The sequence below is a fragment of the Streptococcus oralis genome, from assembly GCF_004127215.1.
Taxonomy (GTDB): domain Bacteria; phylum Bacillota; class Bacilli; order Lactobacillales; family Streptococcaceae; genus Streptococcus; species Streptococcus oralis_BD.
Genome location: NZ_QEWJ01000007.1, coordinates 55,056 through 71,660 on the forward strand (window position 1 = coordinate 55,056; position 16,605 = coordinate 71,660).

The 16,605-nt window shown below is 41.8% G+C and carries 17 protein-coding genes and 1 pseudogene; 15 read left to right on the top strand and 3 right to left on the bottom strand.

All coding sequences use genetic code 11. From position 1 onward, the window contains the following. Positions 1-8 precede the first annotated feature (8 nt). From polA to DF216_RS06605, 13 genes are all read left to right on the top strand, one after another. Complete coding sequence (gene polA / locus DF216_RS06545; RefSeq protein ID WP_129326330.1) at positions 9-2,642, top strand: DNA polymerase I; 2,634 nt, start codon at positions 9-11, stop codon at positions 2,640-2,642. A gap of 278 nt (positions 2,643-2,920) precedes the next feature. Then, positions 2,921-3,211: a thiamine-binding protein gene (locus tag DF216_RS06550; protein ID WP_129326331.1), complete on the top strand. Its 291-nt coding sequence runs from the start codon at positions 2,921-2,923 to the stop codon at positions 3,209-3,211. Continuing rightward, positions 3,174-3,932: an ABC transporter permease gene (locus DF216_RS06555; protein ID WP_129326332.1), complete on the top strand. Its 759-nt coding sequence runs from the start codon at positions 3,174-3,176 to the stop codon at positions 3,930-3,932. The genes DF216_RS06550 and DF216_RS06555 overlap by 38 nt, the downstream gene beginning before the upstream one ends. Positions 3,933-3,969: 37 nt before the next feature. Beyond that, a complete protein-coding gene (locus DF216_RS06560; RefSeq protein WP_129326333.1) occupies positions 3,970-4,977 on the top strand; it encodes an ABC transporter substrate-binding protein in 1,008 nt (335 codons plus the stop codon). After that, complete coding sequence (locus tag DF216_RS06565) at positions 4,977-5,705, top strand: ABC transporter ATP-binding protein (protein WP_129326334.1); 729 nt, start codon at positions 4,977-4,979, stop codon at positions 5,703-5,705. Before DF216_RS06560 ends, DF216_RS06565 begins: the two co-directional genes overlap by 1 nt. A gap of 174 nt (positions 5,706-5,879) precedes the next feature. After that, complete coding sequence (locus tag DF216_RS06570; protein WP_129326335.1) at positions 5,880-6,398, top strand: hypothetical protein; 519 nt, start codon at positions 5,880-5,882, stop codon at positions 6,396-6,398. A 1-nt stretch (position 6,399) separates the two neighbouring features. Beyond that, positions 6,400-6,708, top strand: coding sequence for a hypothetical protein (locus tag DF216_RS06575; RefSeq protein WP_129326336.1), 309 nt, complete (start codon positions 6,400-6,402; stop codon positions 6,706-6,708). 9 nt (positions 6,709-6,717) lie between these two features. Continuing rightward, positions 6,718-7,113: a protein-export chaperone SecB gene (locus tag DF216_RS06580; protein ID WP_129326337.1), complete on the top strand. Its 396-nt coding sequence runs from the start codon at positions 6,718-6,720 to the stop codon at positions 7,111-7,113. Positions 7,114-7,356: 243 nt separating this feature from the next. Then, complete coding sequence (locus tag DF216_RS06585; RefSeq protein WP_001211258.1) at positions 7,357-7,815, top strand: CtsR family transcriptional regulator; 459 nt, start codon at positions 7,357-7,359, stop codon at positions 7,813-7,815. Between the two features lies 1 nt (position 7,816). Next, complete coding sequence (locus DF216_RS06590) at positions 7,817-10,249, top strand: ATP-dependent Clp protease ATP-binding subunit (protein ID WP_129326338.1); 2,433 nt, start codon at positions 7,817-7,819, stop codon at positions 10,247-10,249. A 144-nt stretch (positions 10,250-10,393) separates the two neighbouring features. Next, on the top strand, positions 10,394-11,452 hold the full coding sequence (locus DF216_RS06595) for an AAA family ATPase (RefSeq protein WP_129326339.1): 1,059 nt from the start codon (positions 10,394-10,396) through the stop codon (positions 11,450-11,452). 9 nt (positions 11,453-11,461) lie between these two features. Continuing rightward, positions 11,462-12,241, top strand: coding sequence for a nicotinamide riboside transporter PnuC (gene pnuC, locus DF216_RS06600; protein WP_129326340.1), 780 nt, complete (start codon positions 11,462-11,464; stop codon positions 12,239-12,241). 1 nt (position 12,242) lies between these two features. Next, a complete protein-coding gene (locus DF216_RS06605) occupies positions 12,243-13,016 on the top strand; it encodes an NUDIX domain-containing protein (protein ID WP_129326341.1) in 774 nt (257 codons plus the stop codon). A gap of 69 nt (positions 13,017-13,085) precedes the next feature. On the opposite strand, the pseudogene DF216_RS10955 reads toward DF216_RS06605, so the two are convergent. After that, positions 13,086-13,316: pseudogene (locus tag DF216_RS10955) on the bottom strand (hypothetical protein). 262 nt (positions 13,317-13,578) lie between these two features. Here DF216_RS10955 and DF216_RS06615 point away from each other — a divergent pair. Further along, positions 13,579-14,262: a hypothetical protein gene (locus DF216_RS06615; protein WP_125827368.1), complete on the top strand. Its 684-nt coding sequence runs from the start codon at positions 13,579-13,581 to the stop codon at positions 14,260-14,262. 65 nt (positions 14,263-14,327) lie between these two features. On the opposite strand, the gene dusB is transcribed toward DF216_RS06615, so the two are convergent. Both dusB and hslO read right to left on the bottom strand, forming a co-directional pair. Next, the gene (gene dusB, locus DF216_RS06620; RefSeq protein WP_061453910.1) at positions 14,328-15,308 is read right to left on the bottom strand and encodes a tRNA dihydrouridine synthase DusB; all 981 of its coding nucleotides are present in this window, start codon (positions 15,306-15,308) and stop codon (positions 14,328-14,330) included. Next, positions 15,295-16,167: an Hsp33 family molecular chaperone HslO gene (hslO, locus tag DF216_RS06625; protein WP_061453911.1), complete on the bottom strand. Its 873-nt coding sequence runs from the start codon at positions 16,165-16,167 to the stop codon at positions 15,295-15,297. The genes dusB and hslO overlap by 14 nt, the downstream gene beginning before the upstream one ends. 292 nt (positions 16,168-16,459) lie before the next feature. On the opposite strand from hslO, the gene DF216_RS06630 reads away from it, so the two are divergent. Next, complete coding sequence (locus tag DF216_RS06630) at positions 16,460-16,591, top strand: teichoic acid D-Ala incorporation-associated protein DltX (protein ID WP_025168981.1); 132 nt, start codon at positions 16,460-16,462, stop codon at positions 16,589-16,591. Positions 16,592-16,605 lie beyond the last annotated feature (14 nt).

Here is a 16,605-nt window from a genome sequence, read left to right on the forward strand (position 1 = left end):
ATGGGTGTATGGACAAGAAAAAATTATTATTAATTGATGGATCTTCAGTTGCTTTTCGAGCTTTTTTTGCGCTCTATCAGCAGTTGGATCGTTTTAAAAATGCTAATGGCCTTCATACCAATGCAATCTACGGCTTTCAACTCATGTTGAATCATGTCTTGGAGCGGGTTGAGCCCAGCCATGTTTTGGTAGCCTTTGATGCAGGTAAGACGACTTTTCGAACAGAGATGTATGCAGACTACAAGGGTGGCCGTGCTAAAACTCCAGATGAGTTTCGTGAGCAATTTCCCTTCATTCGTGAGTTGTTAGACCATCTTGGGATTCGCCATTATGAGTTGCCCCAGTATGAAGCGGATGATATCATCGGGACCTTAGGTCGTTTGGCTGAGAAGGATTTTTTTGATGTGACAATCGTTAGCGGAGATAAGGATTTGATCCAGTTGACGGACGAGCATACGGTGGTCGAGATTTCCAAGAAAGGTGTGGCTGAGTTTGAGGCCTTTACACCAGACTATCTTATGGAAAAAATGGGCCTCACACCAGCTCAGTTTATAGATCTCAAGGCCCTCATGGGGGATAAGTCTGATAATATCCCTGGTGTTACGAAAATCGGTGAAAAGACGGGCATCAAGCTCTTGCTAGAACACGGATCGCTAGAGGGAATTTATGAAAATATCAATGGGATGAAGGCTTCTAAGATGAAGGAAAATCTCATCAATGACAAGGAACAAGCCTTTTTGTCTAAAACCTTGGCGACTATTGAGACAAATGCACCGATTGAGATTGGCCTTGATGATTTGCTCTATAGTGGACCAGATGTGGAAAATCTCGGAAAATTCTACGATGAGATGGGCTTCAAACAGCTCAAGCAAGCTTTAAATGTTTCATCAACGAATGCGCCTGAAAGTTTGGATTTCACTATCGTTGATCACATCAGTCAAGACATGCTGAGCGCAGACTCTATCTTCCACTTTGAGCTTTTTGGTGAGAATTACCATACAGATGATTTGGTTGGTTTTGCTTGGTCTTGTGGGGATAAACTTTACGCTACAGATAAACTTGAGCTCTTGCAGGAGCCGATTTTCAAGGAATTTCTAGAAAAAACACCTCTGAAAGTGTATGATTTTAAGAAAGCCAAGGTTCTTTTAAATCGCTTGGGCTTGAACCTGCAGGCTCCTGCTTTTGACAGTCGCTTGGCCAAATATCTTCTCTCCACTGTCGAGAATAATGAAATTTCAACCATTGCGAGTCTCTATGGTCAAACTTACCTAGTCGATGATGAAACCTTCTACGGCAAAGGGGTCAAGAAAGCTATCCCTGAGAGAGAGAAATTCTTGGAGCACTTAGCTCGTAAGGTTGCTGTATTGGTTGAGACAGAGCCTGTCCTACTTGAAAAATTAAGTGAAAACGGGCAATTAGATCTCCTCTATGACATGGAGCAACCTCTGGCTTTTGTCCTTGCCAAGATGGAAATCGCTGGAATTACAGTCAAGAAAGAGACCTTGCTTGAGATGCAGGCTGAAAATGAGCTAGTCATTGAAAAGCTAACTCAGGAGATTTATGAGCTAGCTGGTGAGGAGTTTAATATCAACTCACCGAAACAGCTGGGCGTGCTTCTCTTTGAAAAGTTAGGTCTTCCCCTCGAATACACCAAGAAAACCAAGACAGGTTACTCAACAGCCGTGGATGTGCTAGAGCGTCTGGCTCCTATTGCGCCAATTGTTAAGAAAATTCTAGACTACCGTCAGATTGCTAAGATTCAATCGACTTATGTGGTCGGTTTACAGGACTGGATTCTTTCTGATGGCAAGATCCACACTCGCTATGTGCAGGATTTGACCCAGACAGGGCGTCTGTCTAGTGTGGATCCAAACTTGCAAAATATTCCTGTGCGTTTGGAACAAGGCCGCCTCATTCGTAAGGCCTTTGTCCCTGAGTGGGAGGATAGTGTACTACTCAGTTCGGACTACTCGCAGATTGAATTGCGCGTTTTGGCTCATATTTCTAAAGATGAGCATCTGATCAAGGCCTTCCAAGAGGGAGCGGATATCCATACTTCGACAGCCATGAGGGTCTTTGGAATTAAACGCCCTGAGGATGTGACTCCAAACGACCGTCGCAATGCCAAGGCGGTTAACTTCGGAGTGGTTTACGGGATTTCAGATTTTGGCTTGGCAAACAATCTTGGTATTAGTCGTAAGAAGGCCAAAGCCTACATTGATACCTATTTTGAACGTTTTCCTGGAATCAAAAACTATATGGAAGAAGTGGTACGTGAGGCGCGTGATAAAGGCTATGTAGAGACCCTCTTCAAGCGTCGTCGCGAGTTGCCAGATATCAATTCGCGCAACTTTAACATTCGTGGTTTTGCAGAGCGGACAGCTATTAACTCTCCTATCCAGGGTTCGGCGGCGGATATTCTCAAAATTGCTATGATTCAACTAGATAAGGCTTTAGTAGCGGGCGGTTATCAGACCAAGATGCTCTTGCAAGTGCACGATGAAATCGTCCTTGAGGTTCCAAAATCAGAACTAGCAGCCGTCAAAGCTCTAGTGAAACAAACTATGGAAGATGCCATCCAGCTCAGTGTTCCCCTCATCGCTGATGAGAATGAAGGAGCAACATGGTACGAGGCTAAATAAGAAAGATATGAAAGAGTTTAAAGCATTTGCCTTTAAACTCTTTTTCATGGTTTTCTGTAAGCAGTTTCCTTGACTTTTCCTTGTATTTGCGTTACTATATGTCCATATAAGATATGGGAGTCTGTGTACAGTCTGAGAGGAAGTGTTAAACTTCGACCGCACCTGATCTGGGTAATGCCAGCGTAGGGAACGATACTTAGCCGAATTCTGCACCTTTTCCATATATGGCAAAGGTTTTTCTTTTGGTCAAAAAGAAAAACTGAGAAGAGGAGGTTTTTATGAAAGCAAGCATTGCCTTGCAAGTCTTGCCCCTATCACAGGGAATTGATCGAATTGCTATTATCGATCAAGTGATTGCTTATCTGCAAGCTCAGTCCGTGACCATGGTGGTGACACCCTTTGAAACGGTCTTGGAAGGAGAGTTTGGTGATCTCATGCGCATTCTCAAAGAAGCGCTTGAAGTGGCCGGGCAGGAGGCAGATAATGTCTTTGCCAATGTCAAAATAAATGTAGGAGAGATTTTAAGCATCGATGAGAAACTTGAAAAGTATGATGAGACGACAGATTAGTCTTTTGGGATTTCTCGGAGTCTTGTCGGTCTGGCAGTTAGCGGGAATATTCAAACTTTTACCCAAGTTTATCCTGCCAACTCCTCTTGAGATTCTCCAGTCCTTTGTTCGTGACAGAGAATTTCTCTGGCACCATAGCTGGGCGACCTTGAGGGTGGCTTTACTAGGTCTTGTTCTGGGTGTCCTGATTGCCTGTCTCATGACTGTGCTCATGGATAGTTTGACTTGGCTCAATGATCTGATTTACCCTATGATGGTGGTTGTTCAGACTATTCCAACGATTGCTATAGCTCCTATCCTGGTCTTGTGGTTAGGTTATGGAATTTTACCCAAGATTGTCTTGATTATCCTGACGACAACCTTCCCTATCATCGTCAGCATTTTGGACGGTTTTAGGCATTGTGACAAGGATATGCTGACCTTGTTTAGTCTGATGCGTGCAAACTCTTGGCAAATCCTGTGGCATTTTAAAATCCCGGTCAGTCTGCCCTACTTTTATGCAGGTTTGAGGGTCAGTGTCTCCTACGCCTTTATCACAACCGTGGTGTCCGAGTGGTTGGGAGGTTTTGAAGGTCTTGGTGTTTACATGATTCAGTCTAAAAAACTGTTTCAGTATGATACCATGTTTGCCATTATTATTCTGGTGTCACTCATCAGTCTTCTGGGTATGAAGCTGGTCGATATTAGTGAAAAATATGTGATTAAATGGAAACGTACTTAAAATAGAGCGTTTTTGAAAAAGAAAAGAGGAAATGAAAATGAAGAAAACATGGAAAGTGTTTTTAACGATTGTAACAGCTCTTGTAGCTGTTGTGCTTGTAGCTTGTGGTCAAGGAACTGCTTCTAAGAACAACAAAGAAGCAGAACTCAAGAAAATTGACTTTATCCTAGACTGGACGCCAAATACCAACCACACAGGGCTTTATGTAGCAAAGGAAAAAGGTTATTTCAAAGAAGCTGGAGTGGATGTTGATTTGAAATTACCACCAGAAGAAAGCTCATCTGACTTGGTAATCAATGGCAAGGCGCCATTTGCTATCTATTTCCAAGACTACATGGCTAAAAAGTTGGAAAAAGGGGCAGGAATTACTGCCGTTGCCGCTATCGTAGAACACAATACATCAGGAATCATCTCACGTAAATCTGACAATGTCACCAGTCCAAAAGACTTGGTTGGGAAGAAATACGGAACCTGGAATGACCCAACGGAACTGGCTATGTTGAAAACCTTGGTAGAATCACAAGGTGGGGACTTTGAGAAGGTAGAAAAAGTACCAAACAACGACTCAAACTCGATCACACCGATTGCCAATGGTGTCTTTGACACTGCTTGGATCTACTATGGTTGGGACGGTATCCTTGCTAAATCTCAAGGCGTAGATGCTAACTTCATGTACTTGAAAGACTACGTTAAAGAGTTTGACTACTACTCACCAGTTATCATCGCAAACAACGACTATCTGAAAGACAACAAAGAAGAAGCTCGTAAAGTCATCCAAGCCATCAAAAAAGGCTACCAATACGCTATGGAACACCCAGAAGAAGCTGCAGATATTCTCATCAAGAATGCACCTGAACTCAAGGAAAAACGTGATTTTGTCATCGAATCTCAAAAATACTTGTCAAAAGAATACGCAAGCGACAAGGAAAAGTGGGGACAATTTGACGCAGAACGCTGGAATGCCTTCTACAAATGGGATAAAGAAAATGGTATCCTCAAAGAAGACTTGACAGACAAGGGCTTCACCAACGAATTTGTAAAATAATGACAGAAATTAGACTAGAACACGTAAGCTATGCCTATGGCGAGGAAAGGATTTTAGAGGACATCAACCTGCAGGTGACGTCAGGTGAAGTGGTTTCTATCCTAGGTCCCAGTGGTGTTGGAAAAACTACCCTCTTTAATCTAATCGCAGGAATTTTAGAAGTCCAGTCTGGGCGTATTGTCCTTGACGGAGAGGAAAATCCCAAGGGGCGCGTGAGTTATATGTTACAAAAGGATTTACTCTTGGAGCACAAGACGGTGCTTGGCAATATCATCCTGCCCCTCTTGATCCAAAAGGTTAATAAGGCTGAAGCTATTGCTCGCGCGGATGAAATTCTTGCGACCTTCCAGTTGACAGCTGTACGGGATAAGTATCCTCATGAACTCAGTGGAGGGATGCGCCAGCGTGTAGCCTTACTCCGCACTTATCTTTTCGGGCACAAGCTCTTTCTCTTGGATGAGGCTTTTAGCGCCTTGGATGAGATGACCAAGATGGAACTTCACGCTTGGTATCTGGAGATTCACAAGCAACTAGAGCTGACGACCTTGATTATCACACATAGTATCGAGGAGGCCCTCAATCTTAGCGACCGCATCTATATCCTAAAAAATCGGCCTGGACAAATTGTTTCAGAAATTAAACTAGATTGGTCCGAAACTGAAGACAAGGAAGTCCAAAAGATTGCCTACAAACGTCAAATCTTAGCGGAATTGGGATTAAATACATAGAAAATAGGGAGTTGGTGAAGATTATCCTTTACCAGCGCTCTTTTTGTTTTAAAAAATCAAAAAGGACATAATGTGAGCTCAAATTGGAATTAGGTCAATTTGTACATTTTTCGTGACATTATTTTTATTTTTCGTTATAATGGATAGAGGTCGTTAAAAATGGAGGCTACATAATTGGGAGACACTCAAATACCTTTATATCATTGCAATCATGAATCAGTTACTTCAGAATTAATGAAAGGTAAATTGGTTATCAGTCAACACCCAAATGATGATTCTTGGGGTGGAAGGGGAATGTATTTTTGGGATAATTTAGGTAATGCGCGTTATTGGAGTAAACAAAAGTGTGGCGAAACTAAAATAGTCCGGTGTGTAGTAAATTTTAATTTTGATGATGACATATTAGATTTAACGGATTACTACATTGAATCTAAATTTGCGAAATTATTAAGTCTGACTGGTGATTTTATTAAGGACAAACCGATCGGAAAGAAAATTGATTATTTATGTAAAAACATTGGTTATAAAATAGTACGTTTTTTTGGAGAATATGAACAAACTCCTCAGACTGATTTAATAAATGATACTAATATCCCTAATAAACTTACTAATAAAGTTAAGATTATATATTGCGTAAAGAATAACAATTTAATAATATCTGATTTTAAAGAATTCGAAGTGAAGGAGTTATAAGATGTCTGTAATAAATAAGATAAATGCCTTAATTGAAAAATTAGAATCAGGAGACGCTGATTTTATCAAAGAATTTCAAAATAATTTTATTATTTTTGAAAAAGAATATGATAAAGAAAATTTTTTTACTAATAAATTCGATTATTATGTAACAACTGATGAAATATTAATAAACTCAAAAGATAACAATTTACAATCAATTACTCAAGATAAATATTTAGAAGAGTTACTAAGTAAAAAGTACTTTTCTTTAGTTGAAAAAAGGTACTTTCAAGAAATTGATGAAATGGACTTAATTTTAGCAGCATAGGAGATTGAAATGGATAAACCTGTTATTTCACTAGAAAAATATGAGGTTGATAAAATTAATTTTTCAAGAACATTGACTAATGAAGATAAAGAAAATGGTGAAGCATTTGATGTAAGCTTTAGTGGAGGATTAACTGAGGACGAAAAGAACGGAAAGGTTACAATCTCGGTTACATGCATAGATAAAGAAACATTTAGAAAAGCTACAGTGACCGTTTCGGGATACTTTTTAATAAATGATACTGAAAATATCAAAGAATTTTTAATTGTTAACGGTAGTGCAATTATTTTTCCGTATGTCCGAAGTATTCTTTCGATGGTTACTTCATTTGACAGTGAAACAGCGCTATTAATTCCAACAGTAAATATTTTAGATATAATGAAAGATAAATCAGAGCCTAAATAAAAAGCACGTTTGACCGTGCTAGTTTCTTGCCTGCTGAACTCGTCAATATTACGCCCTTTTCAGGGCTCTTTTTTGTGGACTTTTTTAGGAACTTTCAAGAAAAACTAAGGCGTCCTAATGTTGTAGTATTTTTAAAGAGAGTCAGTATTTTCAAGGCTTTGACCTTAAAAATTTGACTTATAGAGTGTTAAATGATAGTATAGTCAAAGATAGTCAAGGTTCAAAGAAGGAGTTTGATTTACTATGAGATTTAAAAATACATCAGATCATATCGAAGCCTATATCAAGGCGATTTTAGACCAATCTGGTATCGTGGAATTGCAGCGGAGCCAGTTGGCAGATACCTTTCAGGTTGTGCCTAGTCAGATCAACTATGTAATCAAGACACGTTTTACTGAAAGCAGAGGTTACTTGGTTGAGAGCAAGCGTGGTGGCGGAGGCTACATTCGCATTGGACGGATTGAGTTTTCCAATCATCATGAAATGCTCCGCGATTTGCTTTACTCGATTGGTGAGCGAGTTAGTCAGGAGATTTATGAGGATATTCTCCAGCTTTTGGTGGAGCAGGACTTGATGACCAAGCAGGAGATGACTTTGCTGACTTCTGTAGCAACAGATCGTGTCCTAGGGGAAGAATCCTCAGTTGTCCGTGCCAATATGCTCCGACAGCTATTACAAGAGGTAGATAGAAAAGAGAAGTAAGATGAATTATTCAAAAGCATTGAATGAATGTATCGAAAGTGCCTACATGGTTGCCGGCCATTTTGGAGCCCGATATCTAGAGTCTTGGCATCTATTGATTGCCATGTCCAATCACAGTTACAGTGTGGCAGGTGCGACTCTAAATGATTATCCTTATGAAATGGACCGTTTAGAAGAGGTTGCGTTAGAACTGACTGAAACGGACTATAGCCAAGACGAAACCTTTACGGAATTGCCTTTTTCCCATCGTTTGGAGGTTCTCTTTGCAGAAGCAGAGTATGTGGCCTCAGTGGTCCATGCAAAGGTGCTAGGGACAGAGCATGTCCTCTATGCGATTTTGCATGATGGCAATGCTTTGGCAACTCGCATCTTGGAGAGAGCAGGCTTTTCTTATGAAGACCAGAAAGATCAGGTCAGAATTGCTGCCCTTCGTCGCAACTTAGAGGAACGTGCAGGTTGGACAAGAGAAGACCTTAAGGCTTTGCGTCAACGCCATCGCACGGTAGCAGACAAGCAAAATTCCATGGCCAATATGATGGGCATGCCTCAGAATCCAAGTGGCGGTCTGGAGGACTACACGCATGATCTGACGGAGCAAGCGCGCTCTGGCAAGTTAGAGCCAGTTATCGGTCGTGACAAGGAAATCTCACGTATGATTCAAATCTTGAGCCGGAAGACCAAGAACAATCCTGTCTTGGTTGGAGATGCTGGTGTCGGGAAAACAGCTTTGGCACTGGGCCTTGCCCAGCATATTGCTAGTGGGGATGTACCTGCGGAAATGGCCAAGATGCGCGTGTTAGAGCTTGATTTGATGAATGTCGTTGCAGGAACCCGTTTCCGTGGAGATTTTGAAGAGCGTATGAACAATATCATCAAGGATATTGAGGAAGATGGCAAAGTAATCCTCTTTATCGATGAACTCCACACCATTATGGGTTCTGGTAGCGGTATTGATTCGACTCTAGATGCGGCCAATATCTTGAAGCCAGCCTTGGCACGTGGAACTTTGAGAACGGTTGGTGCAACCACTCAGGAAGAATACCAAAAACACATCGAAAAAGATGCGGCCCTTTCTCGTCGGTTTGCCAAAGTGACGATTGAAGAGCCGAGTTTAGCTGACAGCATGACCATTTTGCAAGGTTTGAAGCCTACCTATGAGAAACACCATCGTGTGAAAATCACAGATGAAGCTGTCGAAACGGCTGTTAAGATGGCCCATCGTTACTTGACCAGTCGTCACTTGCCAGACTCTGCTATCGACCTCTTGGATGAGGCGGCAGCAACAGTGCAAAACAAATCCAAGCATGTGAAAGCAGACGAATCCGACTTGAGTCCAGCTGACAAGGCTTTGATGGATGGCAAGTGGAAACAAGCAGGCCAGCTAATCGCAAAAGAGCAGGAAGTGCCTGTCTATAAAGACTTGGTGACAGAATCTGATATTTTGACCACCTTGAGTCGCTTGTCAGGGATCCCAGTCCAAAAGCTGACGCAAACAGATGCTAAGAAATACCTGAACTTGGAAGCTGAACTGCACAAACGGGTCATCGGTCAAGATCAAGCTGTTTCAAGTATTAGTCGTGCCATTCGTCGTAACCAGTCAGGTATTCGCAGTCACAAGCGTCCGATTGGTTCCTTTATGTTCCTAGGGCCGACAGGAGTCGGTAAGACCGAATTGGCCAAGGCTCTGGCAGAAGTCCTCTTTGATGACGAATCAGCCCTTATCCGCTTTGATATGAGTGAATATATGGAGAAATTTGCAGCTAGCCGTCTCAATGGAGCTCCTCCGGGCTATGTGGGCTACGAAGAAGGTGGGGAGTTGACTGAGAAGGTTCGTAACAAACCCTATTCCGTTCTCCTCTTTGACGAGGTAGAGAAGGCCCACCCAGACATCTTTAATGTTCTCTTGCAGGTTCTGGATGACGGTGTCTTGACAGATAGCAAGGGGCGCAAGGTTGACTTTTCAAATACCATTATCATCATGACGTCAAACCTCGGTGCGACAGCCCTTCGTGATGAGAAGACTGTCGGTTTTGGGGCCAAGGACATTCGTTTTGACCAGGAAAATATGGAAAAACGAATCTTTGAAGAGTTGAAAAAAGCTTATCGACCAGAGTTTATCAACCGTATTGATGAAAAGGTAGTCTTCCACAGTTTGGATAGCGACCATATGCAGGAAATTGTCAAGATCATGGTTAAACCATTGATTGCTAGCCTAGCAGAGAAAGGCATCGACTTGAAACTGCAAGCTTCGGCACTGAAGTTACTAGCTAGTCAAGGCTACAATCCAGAAATGGGAGCCCGTCCACTTCGCAGAACCCTGCAAACAGAAGTGGAAGACAAGCTAGCAGAACTCCTTCTCAAGGGAGAACTGGTAGCAGGTAAGACCCTCAAAATTGGTGTCAAAGCTGGACAATTGAAATTTGATATTGCTTAAAACTAGAGAATCAGGAGGAATCCTGATTCTTTTTTGCTACTTTTTATAAAAAATAATAAAAAACTATTGACAAAACAAAAATATAAGATATAATAAAAGCATAGAAAAACAAAAATATATAAAATTATAAAAATGTGAGTATGTATGAAAAAGAAAACAGCAGTGGTATTTGGGACCTTTGCCCCTCTCCATCAGGGGCATATCGATTTAATCCAGCGAGCAAAGCGTCAGTGTGATCAGGTCTGGGTAGTCGTTTCAGGCTATGAGGGAGACAGAGGGGAGCAGATAGGCTTAACTCTTCAAAAAAGATTTCGCTATATCAGAGAGGCTTTTCGTGATGACGAGTTGACCTCTGTCTGCAAGTTAGATGAAACCAAGCTTCCTCGTTACCCTATGGGCTGGCAGGAGTGGTTGGATCAGATGTTATCGGAGATTTCCTACGATGAAACCCAGCAAGAACTGATCTTTTTTGTGGGAGAACGTGACTACCAGCAAGAATTATCAAATCGTGGCTTTGAGACCGTTTTGCAAGAAAGAAAGTTTGGCATCTCAGCGACTATGATTCGAGAAAATCCAAGCAAATATTGGAAATATATCGCTCAACCTTTCCGTCGTCAGTTTACTAAGAAAGTGTTGATTATGGGAAGTGCCAGCAATGGGAAGACCACTCTGGCTAAGGATTTGGCAAGGTATTACGATGCACCGGTCAGTCTGGAATACGCACGTGAGTACCAGATAAAAAACAATGTCCGCGACGATGAATTGACTCCAAAAGATTACTATTATCTCCTTTTAGGGCAGTATGACCAGACCTCTAAGTTAATCGATAGCAATGCCAATCGAGGTCTAGTGATAGCTGACACCAACTCCTTAGTAACCAAGGGCTACTATGATTATTACATGGAGGCTGAGGAACAAGAGGATTTATCAGGAGAAACCTTTGACAATCTCTTTGTTTCGATCTTGGCTAAGGAAAAATGGGACTTGATTCTCTTTGTTCAACCTGTCGGCTCCTATGTCAATGACGGCTTTAGAGATATGACCATGGCAGAAGACCATATTCGTCACAGTTTTTCCCAGCATTTGGACCAGATGAGAGAGCAATATTTAACCACCATTCCACTAGTTTATCTAGCTGAGGATTACCTAGGAAATTATGAAGCAGCCAAAGTGGCTATCGATACCATTTACCAAGCAGATTAGGAGAAAATTATGAAAACAGTAACTGAAAAAATCACACAATTTATCGAAAATTTTAAAAATGTCCATGCAGAAGCCCGCAAGATCGGTTTTGCAGGAATCATGCGCCTGCTCTGGAAAGATCTCTTTGTTGGCCGTAGTCTTTTCCAGTGGTTATACCTCATCGCCTTGTCAAGTGTTCCCTTAATCTTAGAGTTCACGCAAAATACAGAAAGCCATGACTGGCTGAGCTTGTTTGCATCTTGGACTGGGATTGTCTGTGTTATCTTAGTAGCAGAAGGGCGTGCAAGCAATTATCTCTTTGGGGCCATTAACTCAGCTATCTATTTGATTTTGGCTATGAATGCGACTTTTTATGGTGAAGTCTTGACGACCGTTTACTTCTTTGTCATGCAGCCGATTGGTTTCTATGCTTGGTTGTCCAATCGTATCAATGATCAAGGAAAACCAGAAGAATCTCACTTTGAAGCCAAGAAATTATCTGTTCTTGACTGGCTCAAGTACTTGGTCTTGACTGTCATCATCTGGATTAGTATGGGCTTAGCTTATCAAAGTATCCATAGTGCTCGACCTTTCCGTGATAGTGTTACCGATGCGACTAATGGTGTTGGTCAGCTCTTGATGACACGTCTCTATCGTGAGCAATGGATTTTCTGGATTGCAACCAATCTCTTTAGTATCTATCTCTGGTGGGGTGAAAATATCCATATCCAAGGTATGTACTGGGTTTACACACTTAATAGTCTAGTAGGATGGTACCAATGGACCAAGGCAGTTCGAAAGGAGGTTTAAAATGGTGGACACGAAGATCCCAGCAGGGATGACGGAAAAAGAATATTTTGAAATTCATGCCAGTCAGGAGGAGTTTTTAGACTGGTACTACAAGCAGGAACTCCCTCAATATGAAAAACCAAGTGTGACAGTAGATATGGTAGCCTACTGCTTTGTCGAAGGAAAAATCAAGCTCCTGCTGATTCGTCGCAAGGCTCACCCTTATCAAAACTGTTTGGCCTTGGTTGGAGGTTTTATGGACAAGGGAGAAGATGCTGCACATGCCTGTCAGCGCGAAGTGAGAGAAGAAGTCAATCTCGATCTTCCTTTGGAAAAAATCGAGCAATTGATGACCGTATCGACTCCCGGTCGTGATCCACGTGGCTGGACAGTGACCATCGCACATTTGGTTTATCTGCCTAGTCGTGCATTAGACCTTGTTCAGGCAGGAGACGATGCCAAGGATGTCGTTTTCGTAGATGTCGATTTTCAGACAGGCAAATGCTTCCTTGAGGGAGTAGAGTTGGAGGAGAGTGCCTTCGCCTTTGACCATTATGCTATTATCCAAGAGTCCATCAAACGAATCCAAGGCCGTCTCGACTGGAACCCAACTTTCCTCTATCTCCTGGAGGAGGAGTTCACTGTCTACGAAGGGACTGAACTGGTCAATCTCATCAACCCCGGTCGTCCCATCGTCAGCAATAATTTCCTCGTAAAATACGGCGAATATGTAGAAGAAGTTGGGCTCAAACGAGTGCCTAAAAAGAAACCAAGAAAAACATATCGATTGAAATAAATAGGTCGGGATTAAAATCCCGACCTCTTTGTTTGTCCTTATTAGATTGCTTTTCTGTTGTGACTGTTTTTATGAATGGCTATCTTTCTTAGAATGGCTCAACATGTGAGTAAAAAAGTCTTTGTATCGATACTTGAGATATTTTTCGTGTAGGAATAACAAAGCTATATAGACAATCATAAATACTGTAGTCAGATAGAAGATATCAAATGCAGTTCGCGAATAGTAAGAGGCTTTTTGTTAAGAGCTAATAGCTCTCAAAATCAACCAAGGAAGATACTTGAAATACTTGTTTGCCATAAGAATCTACCCCCTACCTCCTATATCCTATTTCAATAGTATTGTAGTCCAATGCAAGCGAGTACACAAGAGTGATGTAAAAAATATGACTCTAATCTAGAAAATTTTTCTATTTTTTCGTTTCGATTACGAATAGAAATAGTAGAGAAAACAATTTTTAAAATAGTTTCTCTAAATAGTTGACAGATTCAAGGTCTAATGTTACAATTATATTACAAAAAGATTTCTTAACATTTCAAAAATGTTACAAAGGAGTAGAAAAATGAAAAAGAAAACCTATATCAAATTGATGGCAGCGACTGTATTGGCTTCTACATTGCTATTGGGAGCTTGTGGAAATAAAAACGAAACCACTCAAACCAGTAGCTCTGCCAAGACAAGCCAATCATCAAGTTCTAAGGCAGCTTCTTCTAACAAAGAAAGCAAGACTCAAAAATCTTCAAGCTCAGCTTCATCTGAAAAAGCTCAAGCATCTTCTGAGCAGTCTTCTACAACAGCAGATCAATCGCAAGCGAAACCAGCACCTGAATCAAGACAGGAACAAGCAACTCCTAGTCAACCAGCTCCTTCTCAAGCTCCGTCAACTCAGCAAGGTTCTCAAGTTCAGTCTAACCAGTCAACTTATGACCCGACAACTGACCGCAAACTTCAAGACAAGCAAGCAGAACACAATAAACGCTACAAGGGAGTTTTAACCATGGTGGATGGTGACTTCTCAGCTGCAGCAGGCAACTGGAAGGGAGCGAATGGCGAAACGATTACGGTTTCATCAGGGGGGCAATTCACAGTAGAAACTGCTGATGGAAAGAAAGAAAACTATTCTATCAGAGGGTACTCTTACACTCTTGATGATGGCAAGTATAATGCCAAAATCGGTGGAGGAAAAATCATCCAAATTACAACAGGTGCGGATGGTAAAGTTTCGAGTGTTGCCTTGATTCAATAATAGTATCTAGGATTTCCTTGGATAAAAAAACCGTAAACTTCAAGTGAGTTACGGTTTTTTGTGTATTAAGCTTTATCTAATTGCAAGAGGGCTTCAATCTCTGCCAGGGTGCTGGCTTGTGAAATGGCTCCACGAAGTTTGGCTGCACCAGATGTTCCCCGAAGGTAGTGAGGAGCGAGTCCACGGAATTCACGAACGGCTACGTTCTCTCCTTTGAGGTTAATCAAGCGTTTCAAATGTTCGTAAGCAATTTTCATCTTGTCTTCAAAGGTCAAATCAGGGAGAATTTCTCCAGTTTCAAAATAGTGATTAATCTGGTTGAAGAGGTAGGGATTTCCCATGGCAGCGCGGCCAATCATAACAGCGTCAGCCCCAACTTCTTCGATACGCTGTTTGGCTTCTTGGACCGTACGGATGTCACCGTTAGCGATAAATGGAATCTTGGTCAGGGCTTGGGCTACGTCGTGCAAGGTCTCAAGGTCAGCGTGGCCAGTATACATTTGTTCGCGGGTACGGCCATGCATAGCGAGGGCAGAGACACCAGCAGCCTCAGCTGCGAGAGCGTTCTCCACGGCTAGGGATGGATCAGACCAGCCAGTACGCATTTTAACGGTGAGGGGGATATCAAGGACAGATTGGACCTTGTTGATGATAGAGTAGATCTTGTCAGGGTCCTTGAGCCACATAGCGCCAGCTTCATTCTTCACGATTTTGTTAACTGGGCAGCCCATGTTGATATCGACGATATCGGTCTTAGTATTTTCTTGGATGAATTCTGCTGCGCGTGCTAGGCTGTCTTCATCGCTACCAAAAAGTTGGATAGAAACTGGGTTTTCTCCTTCATCGATATGAAGCATGTGCAGGGTTTTTTCGTTGTTGTATTGGATTCCCTTGTCAGAGACCATTTCCATGACAACGAGTCCTGCACCAAGCTCTTTTGCGATGGTACGAAAGGCTGAGTTAGTTACACCAGCCATGGGTGCTAAAACGGTACGATTGGGAATCTCAACATCGCCAATCATAAAAGGTGTATTAAGATTTGTCACGAATGAGTTCCTCCAGGTCGTTTTCATCAAAGTTGTAAGTAGTTTGGCAGAATTGACAAGTGATTTCTGCCCCGTGGTCTTCCTCTTTCATTTCCTCTAGGTCTGAATTTGGAAGGCTGGCAAGAGCGTTTAAAAAGCGGTCTTTGCTGCAGTCACATTGGAAACGGATTTCTTCTTCAGATAGGCGTTTGTAGGATTCGTCCCCATAAATAGCTTTGAGGAGAGCTTCGATATGGTCGTCGCTTTCCAGAAGTGTAGAAATGGCAGGCATTTCTTGGATGCGTTTTTCAAAGCGAGCAATCTCCTCTTCCTTGGCTCCTGGCAAAACTTGGAGAAGAAAACCACCGGCAACTTCGACCTTGTCGTCTTTGTCTAAAAGGACATTGAGGCCGACTGCTGAAGGAGTTTGTTGGCTTTCTGTCAGGTAATAGGCCAAGTCTTCACCGATCTCCCCAGAGATGAGAGGAGTCATGGAGTTGTAGGGATTTCCAGTACCGTAGTCTGTGATAACGAGAAATTGACCATTTCCGACAAAAGGTCCGACAAGGACTTCACCAGTTGCAGTCTTTTTGATGTCAACACCTGGATTTTGAACGTATCCTTTGACGTTGCCCTTGGTATCTGCGACCGTGATGATGGCACCGAGAGAGCTCGTTCCAAGAACTTTAACCGTTAGCTTGGTATTTCCTTTTTCATTGGCTGCGAGAATTTGGCTAGCGATAAGGGTACGACCAAGTGCGACAGTTGAACTAGCTTGGGTTTGGTGTTTTTCTTGAGCAGTGCGGACGGTTTCTGTGCTATCAAGGACAAAAGCACGAAAGGCTCCGCTTTCTGATATTGTTTTAATAATTTTATCCATAGCTACTATTTTAGCATAAAAATGCCCAAAGGGGGAGCCGTGTGTTTGCTGCCATCTCTTTAATTGTTTAATGTATGATAATGGGTGTCAGGATTTCGAGGAAAAGAGATTTTTGAAAACAATTTTTATTAATATTTTAACTTGTCTTAAAATAAGCTAAAACGAACTTTTAAGTTATGGTAAACAGTTGAAAAAAAGGTTGATAAAGTGGTAAAATGTTAGGAAGATAAGATAGTAAATGCATAGTTGCATAGCTTTTTTGAAAAATCATAGAAAATTGAACACACTAACGATGGGAAAACACAGAAAATTGTATATGTTTTTGGGACAGACCGTCCTATATTTTGTAATCTTACTTGGTTTACTTTATTTTTTTAGTTACCTTGGTCAGAGCCAGGGAACCTTTATTTATAATGAGTTCTAGTTTGAAGGAGAAAA